Genomic DNA, 16,374 nt, shown 5'->3' on the forward strand with positions numbered 1-16,374 from the left:
CGCCGAAATAGCTTTTGAGTACGCCGAAATAGCTTTTGAGTACGCCGAAATAGCTTTTGAGTACGCCGAAATAGCTTTTGAGTACGCCGAAATAGCTTTTGAGTACGCCGAAATAGCTTTTGAGTACGCCGAAATAGCTTTTGAGTACGCCGAAATAGCTTTTGAGTACGCCGAAATAGCTTTTGAGTACGCCGAAATAGCTTTTGAGTACGCCGAAATAGCTTTTGAGTACGCCGAAATAGCTTTTGAGTACGCCGAAATAGCTTTTGAGTACGCCGAAATAGCTTTTGAGTACGCCGAAATAGCTTTTGAGTACGCCGAAATAGCTTTTGAGTACGCCGAAATAGCTTTTGAGTACGCCGAAATAGCTTTTGAGTACGCCGAAATAGCTTTTGAGTACGCCGAAATAGCTTTTGAGTACGCCGAAATAGCTTTTGAGTACGCCGAAATAGCTTTTGCGATCGCCCTCACTCATGACTTCGCTCATTTTAAAAGAACAAGAGGAATTAATGCCCTGAGCGATCGCCACATAGAAATTTTTTTGAATTTTTGGAATAATTTCCCAAATCTCTTAAAATGAGCGGACAGATAGTCTTAACTATTTAATATGGTTGAATATCTCATTTTCTTAGCAATTTCTACAGCAATCTTTGCCTTATTCGCACTAGGACTTAATTTGCAATGGGGTTTTACCGGGTTAATTAACTTTGGTCATGTTGCTTTCATGACCCTTGGAGCATATACAACGGTATTGTTAAGCTTAAAGGGCGTTCCCCTACTGATATCAGCATTAGCTGGAGCAATTGTCGCCGCCTTGTTGGGTTTGGTAATTGGTTTTGCAACTCTCCGCTTGCGAGAAGATTATCTGTCAATTGTCACTATTGGTACGGGGGAACTAATTCGTTTGGTGGTAAATAATCAGGAATTACCTGTAGGTAACACCTGGATTTCTGGGGCGTTTGGCGTGCAAAGTTATCCCATACCCCTATCCACAGAGCCGAATTTATTTTTTAGATTTGTGATGATTGGACTGTTGACGCTGCTAGCTGCTGTAACTTTTTTTACGTTATGGCGATGGATTCGCATTACCCAAATATCTCGGACTACTGATTTAAACCAAAGAAGAACTAGCAAACAAGAATTTGCATCGCGGTTGGGTGTGGGAATTGTGTTAGCAGTTTTGGCAGCAGCGATTTATATTTCTGGGGTAATGGGACTGTATAATTACAACCCAAAAGCAAGTTTAATGCTGGTGTTGCTGTTAGTTTTAGCATTTGTCTACTGGCGGTTAGAAATTTTGGTGCGATCGCCTTGGGGTAGAATTCTCAAAGCGATCCGTGAAGATGAAGAAATTCCCAAGGCGCTAGGAAAAAATGTCTTTTGGTATAAATTACAATCTCTCATGCTTGGGGGTGCGATCGCTGGGATTGCTGGTGCTTTCTTCGCTTGGCAACTGGGCGCTATTTACCCCGATAATTTTCAACCACAACTAACATTTGATACTTGGATCATGGTGATTTTAGGCGGTTCTGGTAATAATGTCGGCACAATTTTAGGCGCAGTAATTTTCTTTGCTTACGATGCGCTGACGCGAGAAGTCTTACCCAGAATCGTCCCCCTTGATGAAGCACGTTTGGGTGCATTTCGGATCATGGTAATCGGACTAATTTTGATGATACTGATGATTTGGCGACCTCAAGGCATTCTAGGGAAAAAGGAGGAACTCACTCTTGGTAAATAACCAGTCATCGCCACTTCCCCTTTTGGTAGCCACTGGACTTTCTAAAAGCTTTGGTGGTGTCAAAGCAGTTAATGAGGCAAAAATCGAAGTTGCTAAAGGCAGCATCACCGGCTTGATTGGCCCCAATGGTGCTGGTAAAACTACTTTATTTAACTTACTCTCGAACTTTATCCGCCCAGATAAAGGACGAGTGATTTTTGACGGCGAACCGATTCACAACTTGCAACCATATCAAATTGCCCAACAGGGAGTAATACGCACCTTTCAAGTTGCACGGACTCTTTCGCGGTTGTCGGTGTTAGAAAATATGCTGCTGGCGGCACAAAAACAAACGGGTGAGAACTTTTGGCAGGTGCAGTTACAACCGCAGGTTGTGGCTAAGGAAGAAAAGCAACTCCAAGAACGAGCAATGTTTCTATTAGAATCAGTGGGTTTAGCAAAAAAAGCACACGATTATGCTGGTGGTTTGTCTGGTGGACAACGCAAGTTGTTAGAAATGGGACGGGCGCTGATGACTAATCCCAAGTTAATTTTGTTAGATGAACCTGCTGCTGGGGTGAATCCCAAACTAATTGATGATATTTGCGATCGCATTATCACTTGGAACCGTCAAGATGGGATGACCTTTCTGATTATTGAACACAATATGGATGTGATTATGTCCTTGTGCGATCGCGTTTGGGTACTTGCCGAAGGGCAGAATTTAGCTGACGGTACACCCGCCGAAATTCAAAGTAATGCCAAAGTTCTAGAAGCTTATTTGGGCAAATAAACTTATATTAAATGCCCAAATAATCTTGGGTAAAAGGCAAATTAGTATATGCCCAAGAAAATTAGAGAATTAAATAAGATAGAAGCAGAGGAAAAGCAGGAACCAGAAGCATGAAATATACAATATTAATTCAGTGGTCAAATGAAGATGAATGTTATGTAGTTTCATTACCTGATTTCCCAGATGTTATGCAGCCTTGTACTCATGGAGAAACTTATGAGGATGCTTTGAAAAATGCTCAGGAAGTTTTAGAAATATTAATCGAATCGTACTTAGAAAATGGCCAGCCTTTACCAGATCCACAAACATTAGGTAAGTCTTTAAAAGTGGCTTAATTGCCACCTGTAACGGACAAGAAGGTATGACGTTTCTGTGACTTATGTTATTTGTGCGATCGCATTTGAGCTTAGGTTTGAGAGAAAGTCGCACATGGCGTCAAATTTTCGGAAATTTTGCTCGTGTTAAAATCAAAGTTGACATCCTAGCGGAAAAAGCTTTTTATGTCAATGATGACAATTAAAGATTTAGAGCAAGTTCAAACCGCTTTTACCGAAGCAGGTTTAGATTACCAGCTGGAACTGGAAAATGGGAAAATTTCAGTTATGGGCCCATCAGATATCGTATCCAGCGAAATTAGTAGTCGTTTCATCGCTTTCCTGTTTGCTTGGGTAAATCCTCGTCGCTGGGGAAGAGTGTTTGATTCCGCAGGCGGTTTCATCATGCCAGATACAAACCTCAAAGCGCCTGATGTTTCCTTTGTTCGCGCTTCCCGACTTCTCCAAAGTCCTCGTTACTTTGGCGAACTTGTCCCTGACTTGGTGGTAGAAATTAAATCTCAAAGCGATAAAATTAAACTTATAGTAAGTAAAATTATTAAATTTATAGAACTGGGAGCAATCGTCGGGATTCTGATTGATCCTGATGAAGAAACAGTGACAATTTATCGCTCTACAGGGGAACCAACAGTTTTAGAGAATGGCGAGATTTTAACTGTACCAGAACTTTTTCCCGGTTGGGAATTGCCCATTACTGAATTGTGGCCTCCGATTTTTACCGAGGAAGAAACACAAATTTAGTAAAGAATTTTAGTAGCTACTCGCTAAACAATCCCAAGTTAATTTTGTTGGATGAATCCAAGGCTAATTGATGATATTTGCGATCGCATTATTACTTGGAACCGTCAAGACGGGATGACCTTTCTGATTATTGAACACAATATGGATGTGATAAAGTTGGTATTATACTGGGAAAGCTTGTTTAAATTCTTGGCTTACTTCTGCCGCGATTTCTGCTGCTTCTGTATCGCTTACCCACTTGCCTAAACCTAGCTGATTGAGTAACTTTTTTATACGTAGATAAATTAACAGTTCGAGATTTCCTACAGGCATAGCTGATGAACGAGGAATAACGTGGAAGTGGATATGCTTAACTTGTTCTCCCCACGAACAAACATGAATCTTAGCTGGTTTAACTACTTGTGAAAGTGCTAAACAAGTGTTCTGAATAATTCCACCTAAAGCATTCGCTTCCTCTGGTGTAAGTTCCGCTAAATGTTCACAATGCCGTTTGAGTTTAATAATTAAATATCCTGGCAACAGAACAGGATTCAAAGAATGTTCCACAACCCAGTAATTATCTTCATAAATAACTCCACCAGGCGCTTGTACTTTTCCAGCCAGCACACTGCAAGCAAGGCATCCATCCACTAACATCTGTCATATCCTTTTAACCTTAATATTTAATATAGCAATCCGATTTGAGATTGGAACAGAGAAAATTTGGAAGGACTATGAATCAGGCATCCTACCAACGTACTATTTACAACTTATTTAGGATTGCTATAGTACATAATTAACATTAGTAGTTCACAACTTCTATCCCACCATCTAAACTATGAGAAAGCCTAAGAGTGGAGGCGTAGCATTATAGTGAACACTCCTAATACCGCATCTAAAAAAGTAGCTCTTCAACAACTGAAGGAAGAACGCCAACGATATCAAGATTTATTGATACGACTACAAGAACGGGGAATTGACCCAGAACAACTGTTGTGAAAATCGAAAAATCTATCTAATTAGACATCTATCTAATTTAAAAGCTCAGATCCCCAACTTCTCACAGAAGCCGGGGATTTTGTTGTTAAATTTAACTAAATTGTTCCTCTGCATCGAGGTTAAATAACATTTGTAGAGTTTGCATACAGCGCCGTCTAGCTTCCACATCTTGCTGCGATCGCAATTGCACCATCGGATCATGTAAAATTTTATTGACAATTCCCCGTGTTAATGCTTCAATCACCTCTTGATGTTTTTCCGCGAATTCCGAACCTAATCTCGACAAAGCTTTTTCTAATTCTTGTTCGCGGATAGTTTCGATTTTATTTCGCAGACAGCTGATAGTGGTGACAGTTTCTAAACTACGCCACCAAATATCAAAGGCTTCCACTTCTTCCTCTAAAAGCCGCTCTGCTTCCTGTGCAATCTTCCGGCGGCTTTCGTAGTTTTGCGCTACTACTGCCTTCAAATCATCCACATTAAACGCCTGCACATTTGCCAATTCATTTACATCCGCATGAACATTACGCGGCACAGAAATATCAAATAACATCAAAGAGCGCTGAACTTCTAAAACCATTTCCAACTTGGCACGGTCAAGGAGCGGTTCTGTAGCCGAAGTACTTGTAAACACTAAATCACTATCGGCAATTACGGTCATCATTTCCGATAGCAAATGAATTTGGATAGGTTGTTGAGGGAACTGGTTCGCTAATTCTTGGGCGCGATCCAAAGAGCGATTTATAATACTAATCTGCACAGCACCTTTAGAAAGCAGATGTTGCACCAGCAACCGCGACATTTTACCAGCACCCAGAATTACTACTCGGCAAGCAGCTAAATTTGCCACCTTGATCTGCGCTAATTCCACAGCTGCCGAACTGATAGAGACAGCCCCAGTGCCAATACTAGTTTCCGTGCGAACCCGCTTCCCAGCTGTCAGCGCTTGTTTAAATAATCGATTCAAAATGGTTTTTATACCGTTATATTGCTGTCCCAATTTGTGAGTAGTCTTCACCTGAGCCAGAATTTGACCTTCTCCAAGTACCAGACTATCTAAACCACCCGCTACCCGCATGATATGCATTACTGCATCATCATGCAGCAACATAAACAGATGTTGGCGCAGAGAAAGCACAGACAATTTGCTGTATTCCGCAAGAAACTGAGTTACTTCTCGGATACCTTGATCTATTTCACTGGTAACAATATATATCTCTAGGCGGTTACAAGTGCTAAGAATTGCAACTTCGCCAATATGGGGATAGCTGGCCAAATGCGCGATCGCACTTTCAATTTGTGGTTCTGGAATGCTCAGTTTTTCCCGGACTTCTACTGGGGCTGTTTTATGGCTTAACCCCACCACTGCTATATTCATTTGCTAAATTATAGTTACTAGTTGGTAGTTGAAAATAAGGTATTGAGTGAGAATAGGGAATGGGGAATTTTTGTTTATTGGTTGGTAGATTTTCCTCAGCAACAAACAACAATTAATCACTAACTACTAACTACTAACTACTATAGGGACGAAGCATTTTGGTGATTATTTTTCAGTTTTATAGAAATATCTCTTTCCAAATGCTTCGCCCTACTTTTACCATTCCCCATTCCCTAAAAATTATTTCAGTTGGAGAGTCTTCGGTTCATTAAACATGTGAATTGTATCAACAAATCGAGCAGTTTTCGACTGGTTGGAAATTACCAAGCTTTCAGTTCTCGCCCCGCCCTTGAAGAAACGCACGCCTTCCATGAGATTACCAGTGGTAATGCCGCAACCAGCGAACAGAATAGTTTTACCAGATGCCAGTTCATGAGCATCATAGACCTTATCGGGGTCATTGATATTCATAGACTTCAGACGATCGATGTTAGCTTGTTTGCTTTCTCCAATCAGACCTGTTTTTACGACTTCTGGATCGTAGATCAGTTGACCTTGGAAGTGTCCACCCATAGCACGCATTGCGGCTGCGGAGATTACACCTTCAGGAGCAGCACCGATACCCATCAGCGCGTGGATATCAGTTCCCGCAAAACCGCAGGATATAGCTGCACCCACATCACCATCTGAAATTAGTTGTACTCTAGCTCCAGCCTCACGGATTTCTTTAATTAAATCGTTGTGGCGTTCACGCTTCATGACTACAATCACAAGCTCTTCGATAGAGCGCTCTAGACACTCAGCGAGAATCTTGAGATTGTCTGTTGCTGACTTGTTGATGTCTACCTTGCCCTTAGCTGCGGGAGGTGCTGCTAACTTCTTCATGTAAAAATCAGGAGCAGCAAATAATCCGCCCTTTTCAGAAATTGCCAAGACAGCCATCGAACCAGGTTGCCCGTATGCTACCAAGTTTGTACCTTCACAGGGATCAACGGCGATATCAATTTCAATTAGTTCATCAGGGTTACAGAAATTTTGGGCATCTGGTTGGGTACAGATACCAACTTCTTCCCCGATATAAAGCATAGGAGCATCATCGCGTTCGCCTTCCCCGATAACGATCCGACCCCGCATATGGATTTTATTCATCCGCTCCCGCATCGCTTCCACAGCTACCTGGTCAGCAATGTTTTTTTCGCCTTTGCCCATCCACTTTGCGGATGCGATCGCAGCTTGCTCGACTACCTCAATAATCTCTAACCCAAGTGTATTTTCCACAGAGTCTGCCCTCTCAACTGCTTGAATTTCCGTCGTTTTATCTGGCTATTTCAGTCTTCAAGTCTACCAAAGGGCGGATACACGTGGAAGAAAGTTAAGTTTTACTGCTGACTGGTTAGAAAAGTGCCAATTATGACCTTTTTTTTTGATCATACTACTCCAGCATAAACTGGACTTACGCAAAATCCTGAAAATAAGCCTTGAAAACTATACCTGTTATTTTGACTTACTGGAACCATTTAGAGAGTTTCTAAAAGTGGGTTCCAGCCCCAATGCGGTAAGCAATGCCAGCAATGATCTAGGCTAGAGACATAGTTATAACCTTGCTTAAGATCAATATGCTGGACTTTCTTAATCCCCTTTTAAATCGCCATCCAGAGCGAGTCAAAGCCAACGTCGAACTTTACACATGGCAAACTTGTCCTTACTGCATTCGTGCCAAGATGTTGCTCTGGTGGAAAGGTGTAAATTTCACTGAATATAAGATTGACGGTGACGAAGCAGCCAGAGCTAAAATGGCAGAACGCGCTAACGGACGCCGTACCGTACCACAAATTTTTATCAATAATCAGCACATTGGCGGCTGCGATGACCTTTATCAACTAGACACACAAAGTCAACTCGATCCCCTTTTAACCCAAGCCGCTATTTAGAAATCAAATTAGCCCCCAACCGTTGGCTTGGTGATCCTAAATTTAAGAATTTTGAATTGTATAGCCCCACACTTATAGTTTGCGGGCTATATAAAAACTTAACTTGATAAGGCTTTCCTCGTTCCCAGGCTCCGCCTGGGAATGCATTCATTGAGTCTCTGGCTCAATATCTAACTGGAGGCAGCAGCCCCTAATTAGACATTCCCATGCTCTGCATGGGAACGAGAGAACAATGGGAAATCGAGCTTTTTTCGACTTGTGTGTACACCGTAGCGTTTCTAGCCTCTGGCTGGAAATGAGGTTTTAAAGCAGTTTTAGCTTAAGTTGACACCAATGGCAAGATGCCCATCCTAGAAAACGTGTTGAATTTTGAAATTTTTATATTGATCAGAATATGCTAACTAAATACACGGAATATCTTATACATCAACAATGGATGAGTTGTGCCCTAGAATTAGCAAAAGCAGCAGGTGATGCAGGTGAAGTGCCTGTAGGTGCTGTTATCATTGATTCAACTGGCAAATTGCTGGCACAAGGAGAAAACAGAAAAGAGCGCGACAAAGACCCTACCGCTCATGCGGAAATTCTCGTTCTCAAGACAGCTGCAACAACTTTACAAAATTGGCATCTTAATGAATGCACCCTCTACGTAACTCTTGAACCTTGCCCGATGTGTGCAGGTGCCATTGTCCAAGCGCGTCTAGGATCACTTGTATATGGAGTAGACGATACAAAAACTGGCGCAATTCGTACAGTTATTAACATACCCGATAGCGCTGCTTCTAATCACCGCTTACAGGTAATCGGAGGCATTCTGGAGTCAGCTTGTCGTCAGCAATTACAGGCTTGGTTTGCCACTAGGCGGCGTAGAGGAAACTAACGGACAGAGGTAAAACTGTCCATCCGGTACTACACAAGTCACGCAAGAGAATCTACGGTGTAACTAATCAGACTTTTCGTTAAATTTCACCTGTTAATCAGCTGTGTCTTTCATGATGGAACTTTACTCTTCATCCGATACCTGCCAGCGCACACTAGCAAATCCTCAGGTGGCTCCTACTACCTCAAGGGTTTCTCCTTGGTTAAGTCCTCTAGCATATTTATTAGGGCGTCACTGCCTATTACCATTATTCTTTGGGCAAATTAGAATAACCGGACAAAAAAATATCCCCACAACTGGGCCTGTGATCCTTGCGCCTACCCATCGGGCGCGTTGGGATGCATTGGTCATACCCTACGCTACTGCTGATTGTATAAGAGGACAAGACTTGCGGTTCATGGTGACTATTGACGAATGCCAAGGTTTGCAAGGCTGGTTTGTGCGACGTTTGGGGGGGTTTGCCGTAAATTCTAAGCGTCCGTCAATCCACACGCTACGACATGGAGTTGAGCTACTTCAGCAGAAAAGAGCTTTGGTCATCTTTCCAGAAGGTAACATTTTTCGTGATGGTCAAGTTCACCAGTTGAAGCCTGGAATTGCCCGTCTTGCTTTGAGTGCTGAATCTAGTGATTCCGGGCTGGGAGTGACAATTATACCCATAGGCATCAATTACAGCCAACCTTATCCAAATTGGGGTACAGATGTGAGCATTAACATTGGCTCCGCAATCAAAGTAAGGGATTACATGAGTGGCTGTATAAAACAAGATGCCAAAAGCATTACATCTGATTTAGCAAAGGCACTGCAACAATTAAGCCATCAAGAAACAAAAATTACTAATCATGCATTTGCAGAAATCACTAATTCTTGATCTCGTCAAGCATCAAGAGTCTCAAGGCTGGCTCTTAACCATTAACCGTGCATGATCAATAAATTGGGCGTTGCACAATTGCGAGATGATTTGTCCCACGCAGAGGAGCCAGTGCGGTCTTCTCCCTACAGCCCTTCTGCTAAAGGAGACGCTACGCGAACGGGCATCATAAGGCAGACGCTGGCGTCTTCCCTTGAGAGAAGGGGAGACGCCAAAAGTTAGTTAATATACAGGGGTAATGGGAACTCTATTAAACCGATTTTTAGTCTAAATCAGAGATACTTAGGATGTAGCTTTGCTTTGTCGAAGACCAAAACAGAGTTAAGATACCCGAAGTTTCCATAATTTTTTTATATAGTTGTCGCACTAATTGATCCCATGAACACTGTTGCCGCTGTTACCTTGATGCACCGTACTCTTTTATCAGTCATAGCAGTCCTCAGCCTGCTATCACCTGTGAATGCTCAGGTATCACAGTCACCAGGCACTACTAGCCAACCACAACCTATTGACCCCAACGATCCCAATAACCTTCGCCCCATAACCCAAAGTAACAGCCTTTTGAGCATTGAAGGAGGCGATCGCCTCATGAAAGATGCAGAACAAGCTGTTTCTGCTCAAAACTACCCCTTAGCTGCCAAGAAACTGCAAGAAGCACGTCAGGTTTATAATCAGCTATCTAATTTTTATCAAGAGTTAAACACTAGCTTTTCGGGAATTGACAATAGAGTTTCTGATTCTCAGCGGCAAAAAGCTCTATTAACAGCCCAAAAGCGAGATGAAGCGACCTTTCAGCTAGCATTGGTACATCGAGCCCAAAATCAGCCAGAATTAGCTGTACCCTTGTTGATTCAAATAATTAAGAGTCAAAATCCAACGCGCGATTTAGGCAAGAAAGCCTATAAACAGTTGTTTGAATTGGGTTTTGTTGATTCTCCTTATCCCAAAGAAGGTGGTAGTTCATCTTCCTCATCCCAAAATAAATAAATTAAATTTTTGTTGCCTGTTTTTGCCCATCTCCTCATCTCCCTGAGCAGTACCTTGAAACGCTCCAGTGCTAAGATAGGATTTATCTGCCCTAGCTTTTACAGCGTTCTCAAAAATCCACCTCAGAGACGCATTTATCCCCAGCCTTGCCAAAACCTGAAGTTGGCACAGGCATTTGCTCTATATCTGTTAATAATAGAAAAGTAAGTTTTTTCAGGAATAGCGATGATTAGTCCGCAGCAGGTTGAGGCAATGATCAAGGCGGAACTGCCAGACGCCCAGGTTCAGGTGCAAGACTTGACTGGTGGCGGTGACCACTATCAGGTGACAGTAGTTTCATCGCATTTTGCAGGTAAGGGACTGGTGCAGCAGCACCAGTTAATTTATGGTGCGTTGAAGCAAGCTGTGTCATCGGAAGCGATTCATGCCTTAGCATTAAAAACATACACTCCCGAAGCTTGGCAAGCAACAGCAAGTTCCTAAAGTTAGGAGTTAGGAGTTATGAATTTTTCACTCCTCACTCTTCACCGGAGGCGGAGCGTCTCCGGCTCCGCTCTACACTCCATTAATGCAATGCAGGAAACACAAACACCATGACACCAGAACTCAAAGATCAAATTGATAACTTGTTACAACAGAACAAGATTTTGGTTTTCATTAAGGGAACCAAGTTAATGCCCCAATGTGGTTTCTCCAACAACGTTGTGCAGATTCTCAATACTTTGGGAGTTCCCTTCGAGGCGATTGACGTTTTATCAGACAATGAAATCCGCCAAGGAATTAAAGAATACTCTAACTGGCCGACAATTCCCCAAGTCTATTTAGATGGTCAATTTCTTGGTGGTTCTGATATCTTGATTGAACTGTACCAGAAAGGTGAATTGCAGCAAAAGGTTGAAGTAGCACTCGCTTCCTAAGGTCTTTTTTACAACAAACCAGAGGCTATGCTGCTAAATTTGCCTTTGGCAATAAAGGCAATGTGCCGTTTTTAATGTCCTTGAAAGGGGAAATAAATAATATTTCCCCTTTCAAGGGTTTTTTTAATAGTTTTCTGACAAAAATACTTAAGCTGTCTTGGAATTGATTTCAAGGCAGGTCACAAATCTCCTCAGTCACATCGGCAAGACCAAATATAGGGCTGAGGAGATGCGTCTTAATCAATACAATATCTCCAAAATCTCACACCACGACAACCTGTTGACCAATACAGATAATATGCTATAATCATCTGCGGTGATTAACGATTACGAACAATGGCCAGCTAAATGGTATTAGTAGTAATCGGGTTGGGGCTGTGGCTGGGGTACTGCAAAATTTGACCCATCGTACAAGTAGCGGCTGGCTTCCTCTTCTAAACGATGAATCAAAAAAGCTTCAATGACGTTGCTGTGCCGCAGTGCGGCTAGATATCCATCCAAATACATCCGCATATCATCTGTGCGATAACCGCGATTCCATAGCTCTACGAAGGCGTCGGTGAGTCTTTGGTAATAGCGGATGGTTTGTGTGTCTTGGAGCATAACTGCTGTATTAATCTCTTTGGAATGAGAATTGTAAATGATTCACGCCCAAATGGGAAGTGTAATTTCCCCTTGACTTTAACAAAAAGTCAACATATTTACTTTTGCCAGTACTCTCCTAGTAGCTACAAACTACTTCAATCCTATTCCAGAAAATACAGATTCTACTTATCGGCTAAACTATCTTTATGATTCTCCCCATCAACAGCCCGATTGTATTGGTGCTATATTCGTATGTGTGGGGACTAATTTTTGCAAAAAGAATCTACTTTCACCATCAAGCTGAAAAACTGTTGTAAAAGTTAGCTGGTTTGTTTATAAATATCTGGCACATTACACCCATCTAAAACCAGAATGTTAAGTTAAAAGAACTTTTAATAAGTCTAACAACTCTTTTTATAAGTTTAACAAAAATTTAAGAATATTTCTCATCGCCTTTTGGCAAGGCACAAATTAAAGATATTTCCACTATTTTTATGAGGAAATGTAAAGCTAATAGGAGTTGAAGTAACAAAGGCTACAAAACCTTAGACATGGGCTTGTTACTTTGAAAATTATCGACGCTAAGGGGTCTTGCCACCGTGGGTTCGGTTTGTATAGAAATCATTGAAGGGAATCCCCATCTGAGGTCATTACTAGGTTGGCACTTGCAACAACTAGAATACCGGGTGCATCAAGCTGCGAGTATTTATCAAGCAAGGGAAGTATTTTTAAGCCATCAACCAACATTGGTGGTCTTGGATGCAGATTTGCCTGATGGTGATGGCATTGAGTTTTGTCGTTGGTTGCATCGTCAGCAGCAACCTCTTATCTTAATGCTATCTGCCCGTAATAGTGAAGCTGATATCGTCGCAGGTTTAAAGGCGGGTGCAGATGATTATCTAAGCAAACCTTTTGGAATGCAAGAGTTTTTGGCAAGGGTAGAGGCACTGATTCGCCGTAAGCGCACAGCTAATGCACCAGCTTATCTGGATTATGGCACTTTGCAAATCGATTTAGTTCAGCGCCGGGTTCGCTTCCAGGGAGAGTTTATTGACTTAACGCCCCAAGAATTCAGTTTACTGTACGTTTTAGCACAAGCTGGGGGAGTGCCTCTGAGTAGGTCGGAATTGCTGCGTCGTGCTTGGCCTGACGCTATCGATAACCCTCGTACCATTGATACTCATGTTTTGTCGCTGCGGAAAAAGGTTGAACTTGATCCCCGCCAACCCAATTTGATTCAAACTATCCGCAATGTAGGATACCGTTTTAACATGGAAATTTTGAATACCAATATTCCACTGTCACAAACAAAATTAACTAGAGAAAGATTTAGTAATCAACGTTCAACACTTAGTAGTAGTCAAGTGTAATGGAAGTGGGAGTGGGGAGTAGGGAGTGGGGAATGGGGGACAAGAGAGATGAGGAGAATAACTCATGCCCAATGCTCAATGACGATTGACTAATTCAAACTTTAAAATCCAAAATCGTCTTGAGCTTCTGCTTGAATTAAGCTTTCTCGTAATTGAACCCAGTCTATCTCAGAGACTTTTTGATTTGCCAATAAATGACCTTGCTGTAGATGTAATAACCGAGTGCAAAAAATCTGGGCTAGTTCCAGTTGATGATTTACCATCAAAATTGTAGTTTGATGAGTTTGACTTAACTGGGTTAAGACTTGCATTAGATGAGAAGCTGTACCAATATCTAGGGCAGAGGTTGGCTCATCTAATAATAATATTTTAGGCTGGATGACTAGGGCGCGAGCGATCGCTACTAATTGTCGTTGTCCCGCAGAAAGTTGCACCTCTGTTCGGCCTAACCATTCACTGGGAATATGCAGTTGTTCTATCCAATGACTGACTCGTTGCTGAATTGTCTGTTTGGGCAAACCACGCAAAACTAAAGGATAAGCCAAGGCTTGCCCAACTGTCATGCCCAACAGTTTTGATTCTTGCAATACAAGTGTCACCATCTGGCGTAACTGGATGACAGGAATTTGGCGATATTCTTGATTTTCTAGATAGATTTTGCCACTCGTGGGTTCAATTAGGCGATTGAGGAGGTGTAATAACGAAGTTTTTCCAGCGCCTACTGGCCCCAAAATGGCAAGTCGATCGCTCTGGAATACCTCAAAGGAAATATCCTGCAATATGGGATACCCTTGCTGATTGCCGGGAAGTTGGGTTTTCAGCTTTGTAAAAAGATTAACTTGCTCTAGCCTGAATGTGGCTTTTGCTGTATTCAAGGGGAGTGGGGGAGAAATAATTAATGCCCAATTTTAAGTTAATTGTGCAGTAGTTAAGGCTGTAGCGATCGCCCAGCCATCGACTAATAATAGCAGCAGGGTGAATCCCAGTAAAATTAGGTACATCCACGGTTGTGCTAAAGGGCGAACATCTGTGGTGTCAATGCCCGTCTTTGTTTGCACGAGTTGCACGAAACGGGCAAATCCAGCTACACGCATCGGTAATAAATAAGCTTTCCCATCCTGGCTGAGGAAATAATAAACCAGCCCTCCTTGACCAGTAGTGCGGGGTTTTAACTCTTTCACTTCTGACCAAGGTAATAACCAGCCTTTACGAAAAAAGCGAGGCACCCAGGCGGGGTAAGTAACTTGAATTCCCTGGTCATCTACCAGTACTTGTTCAGTCAATACAGCATACAAGGCAACTAAGCCGATGCTAATCCCTATCCACAATAATCCTGGGGGTACGGGTGCAGCCGTTACCTGCGATAAGAAGGGTAATGGAACTGTGAGTGCTATGTATAGACTCAGCAGCGTTATCCGAATCAAAGGAGACAGACGGAAAACAGAAGTTGAGATATTGGCTAAGTTTACTGTCACGGCTCAATTACAATGCTTTTCTTCATTGTAGGGTAGGTCTATGTTATCCAATTTTGGATTTTGGATTTTAGATTTTAGATTCAAAAGAGCAATCAAGTCAGGGGCTTCTGTCATTTAATTTTAGATTTTGGAGGGCAAATTATCCTTTAAGGTAAATATTTTTGCACTACAATCCAACCAGTAAGAGATACCCAGGCAAATCCTCCAAACAGAATAATATTTATGCTGATGTGTAAGGGTCTAGCCCAAGGTCGTCTGGCACTAATTTGCGTGGCACTGAAAGCGGACAGTAAAACTAATGCTACAACTATCAATCCAGCGATTAGGTGTGACGAGTGACCTAAAGAACCAAAGTGTCCTAAAGTGCCAACAATGCCGACCGCTAGCAGTAGTAGCACTAAACCTACCATGCTGATGCCCATTATATAGTGGAGCGATCGCACCTCCTTATTTCCGCCTAGAAATGGGGTCTGCGAAGTTCTCGCCCGAAACATCCAAACGCCGGTGAATGCTAACACCAGATATGCCAGCAGGGACAACCCCATCGACCAGGCGGCTATTTTCCACAACCAAAGAAATGAAGGAAGATTCATAAGAATGATTGTAGCTGGAGAGTGAGTGCTGAGTAGTGAGTGCTGAGTCCTGAGTGCTGAATTGGGAATCTCACTTCTTGACTCGGAACTCGGAACTCGGAACTCGGAACTGTTTTTGCCCAATGCCCTATAAATAATAAACAAAAAGGGTTGCTGAATTCAGCAACCCTTAAAATTGAGCCAAATTGTTTTTTTTAATCAATAGCTGCTAAACCAGCCACTTGTAAAGGTTTTGTAGTATCTCCGGTTTTTGTATTAATTTGCTGCACTATTGGTTTGGTATTAATAAGGTCTTTTTCAGCTAGTGAGTCTGTATCAAACTCGTAAATGCTGGGTTCATCGAGCATCAGGCGATCGCACGGTATCTTATCGGATAAAATTGCACTTGCCATCATCCCTGTATGAATCTCCATTTGGCCTTTTCGCGGAGCTTCAAACACTAAACGTTGTCCAGGGAAAACAACCCTTTCAAAGTACCAATTAGAAATATTGCAGATGCGAGCTATCTGTATTTTGCTCGTGGCATTAATGTAGCAGCAAAGAATTTTCCCCGATTGCTCAGGTGGTAGAGGATCTAATATTTGAGCCATAACTGCTGAGGAGATTTACGCACAATTTTACATTACACTAGCCAAGCCTAACACCCACTGATCCCCGATTGCTGTAACTGCGACTACCAACTCAACTCTTTGTAGATTATTTCTACCTAAATATATATCTGAGGTTATAAAAATTTTGTAAATATTTATGTGTTTGTAATTTTACACTAAATGTATGTGAATTCTTTTAGTTTTAATCTTTAGCAAAAAGGCTTTAACTT

21 protein-coding genes and 1 pseudogene are annotated in these 16,374 nt (G+C 42.1%); 14 read left to right on the forward strand and 8 right to left on the reverse strand.

Annotation, left to right across the window (positions count from 1 at the left end):
- The 6 genes and pseudogenes from F8S12_RS13080 to F8S12_RS13105 form a co-directional block, all read left to right on the forward strand.
- Positions 1-580 (forward strand): hypothetical protein (locus F8S12_RS13080; RefSeq protein ID WP_196516703.1); only part of this gene is annotated, 580 nt, incomplete at its 5' end.
- 27 nt (positions 581-607) lie between these two features.
- Positions 608-1,741, forward strand: coding sequence for a branched-chain amino acid ABC transporter permease (locus F8S12_RS13085; RefSeq protein WP_196516704.1), 1,134 nt, complete (start codon positions 608-610; stop codon positions 1,739-1,741).
- Complete coding sequence (locus F8S12_RS13090; protein ID WP_196516705.1) at positions 1,731-2,513, forward strand: ABC transporter ATP-binding protein; 783 nt, start codon at positions 1,731-1,733, stop codon at positions 2,511-2,513. Before F8S12_RS13085 ends, F8S12_RS13090 begins: the two co-directional genes overlap by 11 nt.
- Before the next feature lie 110 nt (positions 2,514-2,623).
- Positions 2,624-2,848 carry a type II toxin-antitoxin system HicB family antitoxin gene (locus F8S12_RS13095; protein ID WP_196516706.1) on the forward strand — a complete coding sequence of 75 codons (225 nt, stop codon included), beginning with the start codon at positions 2,624-2,626 and terminating at the stop codon, positions 2,846-2,848.
- A gap of 165 nt (positions 2,849-3,013) precedes the next feature.
- On the forward strand, positions 3,014-3,589 hold the full coding sequence (locus tag F8S12_RS13100; protein WP_196516707.1) for a Uma2 family endonuclease: 576 nt from the start codon (positions 3,014-3,016) through the stop codon (positions 3,587-3,589).
- Positions 3,590-3,612: 23 nt separating this feature from the next.
- A pseudogene (locus tag F8S12_RS13105) lies at positions 3,613-3,742 on the forward strand (ABC transporter ATP-binding protein); the annotation flags it as partial.
- Between the two features lie 9 nt (positions 3,743-3,751).
- On the opposite strand, the gene F8S12_RS13110 reads toward F8S12_RS13105, so the two are convergent.
- Positions 3,752-4,225 carry an HIT family protein gene (locus tag F8S12_RS13110; RefSeq protein ID WP_196516708.1) on the reverse strand — a complete coding sequence of 158 codons (474 nt, stop codon included), beginning with the start codon at positions 4,223-4,225 and terminating at the stop codon, positions 3,752-3,754.
- 216 nt (positions 4,226-4,441) lie between these two features.
- Between F8S12_RS13110 and F8S12_RS41640 the strand changes: the two genes are divergently transcribed.
- Complete coding sequence (locus tag F8S12_RS41640; RefSeq protein ID WP_269144809.1) at positions 4,442-4,567, forward strand: hypothetical protein; 126 nt, start codon at positions 4,442-4,444, stop codon at positions 4,565-4,567.
- A 91-nt stretch (positions 4,568-4,658) separates the two neighbouring features.
- Here the strand turns inward: F8S12_RS41640 and F8S12_RS13115 are convergent, their stop codons facing one another.
- Entirely contained in the window at positions 4,659-5,945 is a 1,287-nt protein-coding gene (locus F8S12_RS13115; RefSeq protein WP_196516709.1) for a glutamyl-tRNA reductase, read from the reverse strand.
- Between the two features lie 240 nt (positions 5,946-6,185).
- Complete coding sequence (glpX, locus tag F8S12_RS13120) at positions 6,186-7,223, reverse strand: class II fructose-bisphosphatase (protein WP_196516710.1); 1,038 nt, start codon at positions 7,221-7,223, stop codon at positions 6,186-6,188.
- 338 nt (positions 7,224-7,561) lie between these two features.
- Between glpX and grxC the strand changes: the two genes are divergently transcribed.
- The 6 genes from grxC (at position 7,562) to grxD (ending at position 11,531) form a co-directional block, all read left to right on the forward strand.
- Positions 7,562-7,876 (forward strand): glutaredoxin 3, encoded by a 315-nt coding sequence (gene grxC, locus F8S12_RS13125; RefSeq protein WP_196516711.1) that lies wholly within the window; start codon positions 7,562-7,564, stop codon positions 7,874-7,876.
- A gap of 394 nt (positions 7,877-8,270) precedes the next feature.
- Positions 8,271-8,756: a tRNA adenosine(34) deaminase TadA gene (gene tadA / locus F8S12_RS13130; RefSeq protein WP_196516712.1), complete on the forward strand. Its 486-nt coding sequence runs from the start codon at positions 8,271-8,273 to the stop codon at positions 8,754-8,756.
- Between the two features lie 112 nt (positions 8,757-8,868).
- On the forward strand, positions 8,869-9,627 hold the full coding sequence (locus F8S12_RS13135; protein ID WP_230967989.1) for a lysophospholipid acyltransferase family protein: 759 nt from the start codon (positions 8,869-8,871) through the stop codon (positions 9,625-9,627).
- Positions 9,628-10,005: 378 nt separating this feature from the next.
- Complete coding sequence (locus F8S12_RS13140; RefSeq protein ID WP_196516713.1) at positions 10,006-10,614, forward strand: hypothetical protein; 609 nt, start codon at positions 10,006-10,008, stop codon at positions 10,612-10,614.
- A gap of 225 nt (positions 10,615-10,839) precedes the next feature.
- Positions 10,840-11,097, forward strand: coding sequence for a BolA family protein (locus tag F8S12_RS13145; protein WP_196516714.1), 258 nt, complete (start codon positions 10,840-10,842; stop codon positions 11,095-11,097).
- A gap of 110 nt (positions 11,098-11,207) precedes the next feature.
- Entirely contained in the window at positions 11,208-11,531 is a 324-nt protein-coding gene (gene grxD / locus F8S12_RS13150; RefSeq protein ID WP_196516715.1) for a Grx4 family monothiol glutaredoxin, read from the forward strand.
- Between the two features lie 354 nt (positions 11,532-11,885).
- On the opposite strand, the gene F8S12_RS13155 is transcribed toward grxD, so the two are convergent.
- Entirely contained in the window at positions 11,886-12,134 is a 249-nt protein-coding gene (locus F8S12_RS13155; RefSeq protein WP_196516716.1) for a DUF6761 family protein, read from the reverse strand.
- Positions 12,135-12,715: 581 nt separating this feature from the next.
- Here F8S12_RS13155 and F8S12_RS13160 point away from each other — a divergent pair.
- Positions 12,716-13,486, forward strand: coding sequence for a response regulator transcription factor (locus F8S12_RS13160; protein WP_196516717.1), 771 nt, complete (start codon positions 12,716-12,718; stop codon positions 13,484-13,486).
- A gap of 101 nt (positions 13,487-13,587) precedes the next feature.
- Here the strand turns inward: F8S12_RS13160 and F8S12_RS13165 are convergent, their stop codons facing one another.
- From F8S12_RS13165 to F8S12_RS13180, 4 genes are all read right to left on the reverse strand, one after another.
- Positions 13,588-14,361, reverse strand: coding sequence for an ABC transporter ATP-binding protein (locus F8S12_RS13165; protein WP_196516718.1), 774 nt, complete (start codon positions 14,359-14,361; stop codon positions 13,588-13,590).
- A gap of 33 nt (positions 14,362-14,394) precedes the next feature.
- Positions 14,395-14,961 (reverse strand): hypothetical protein, encoded by a 567-nt coding sequence (locus F8S12_RS13170; protein ID WP_196516719.1) that lies wholly within the window; start codon positions 14,959-14,961, stop codon positions 14,395-14,397.
- 146 nt (positions 14,962-15,107) lie between these two features.
- On the reverse strand, positions 15,108-15,554 hold the full coding sequence (locus F8S12_RS13175) for a DUF4079 domain-containing protein (RefSeq protein WP_196516720.1): 447 nt from the start codon (positions 15,552-15,554) through the stop codon (positions 15,108-15,110).
- Between the two features lie 194 nt (positions 15,555-15,748).
- On the reverse strand, positions 15,749-16,144 hold the full coding sequence (locus F8S12_RS13180) for a DUF1830 domain-containing protein (RefSeq protein WP_196516721.1): 396 nt from the start codon (positions 16,142-16,144) through the stop codon (positions 15,749-15,751).
- Positions 16,145-16,374 lie beyond the last annotated feature (230 nt).

This window comes from Nostoc sp. WHI, assembly GCF_015714725.1.
GTDB lineage: Bacteria > Cyanobacteriota > Cyanobacteriia > Cyanobacteriales > Nostocaceae > Nostoc.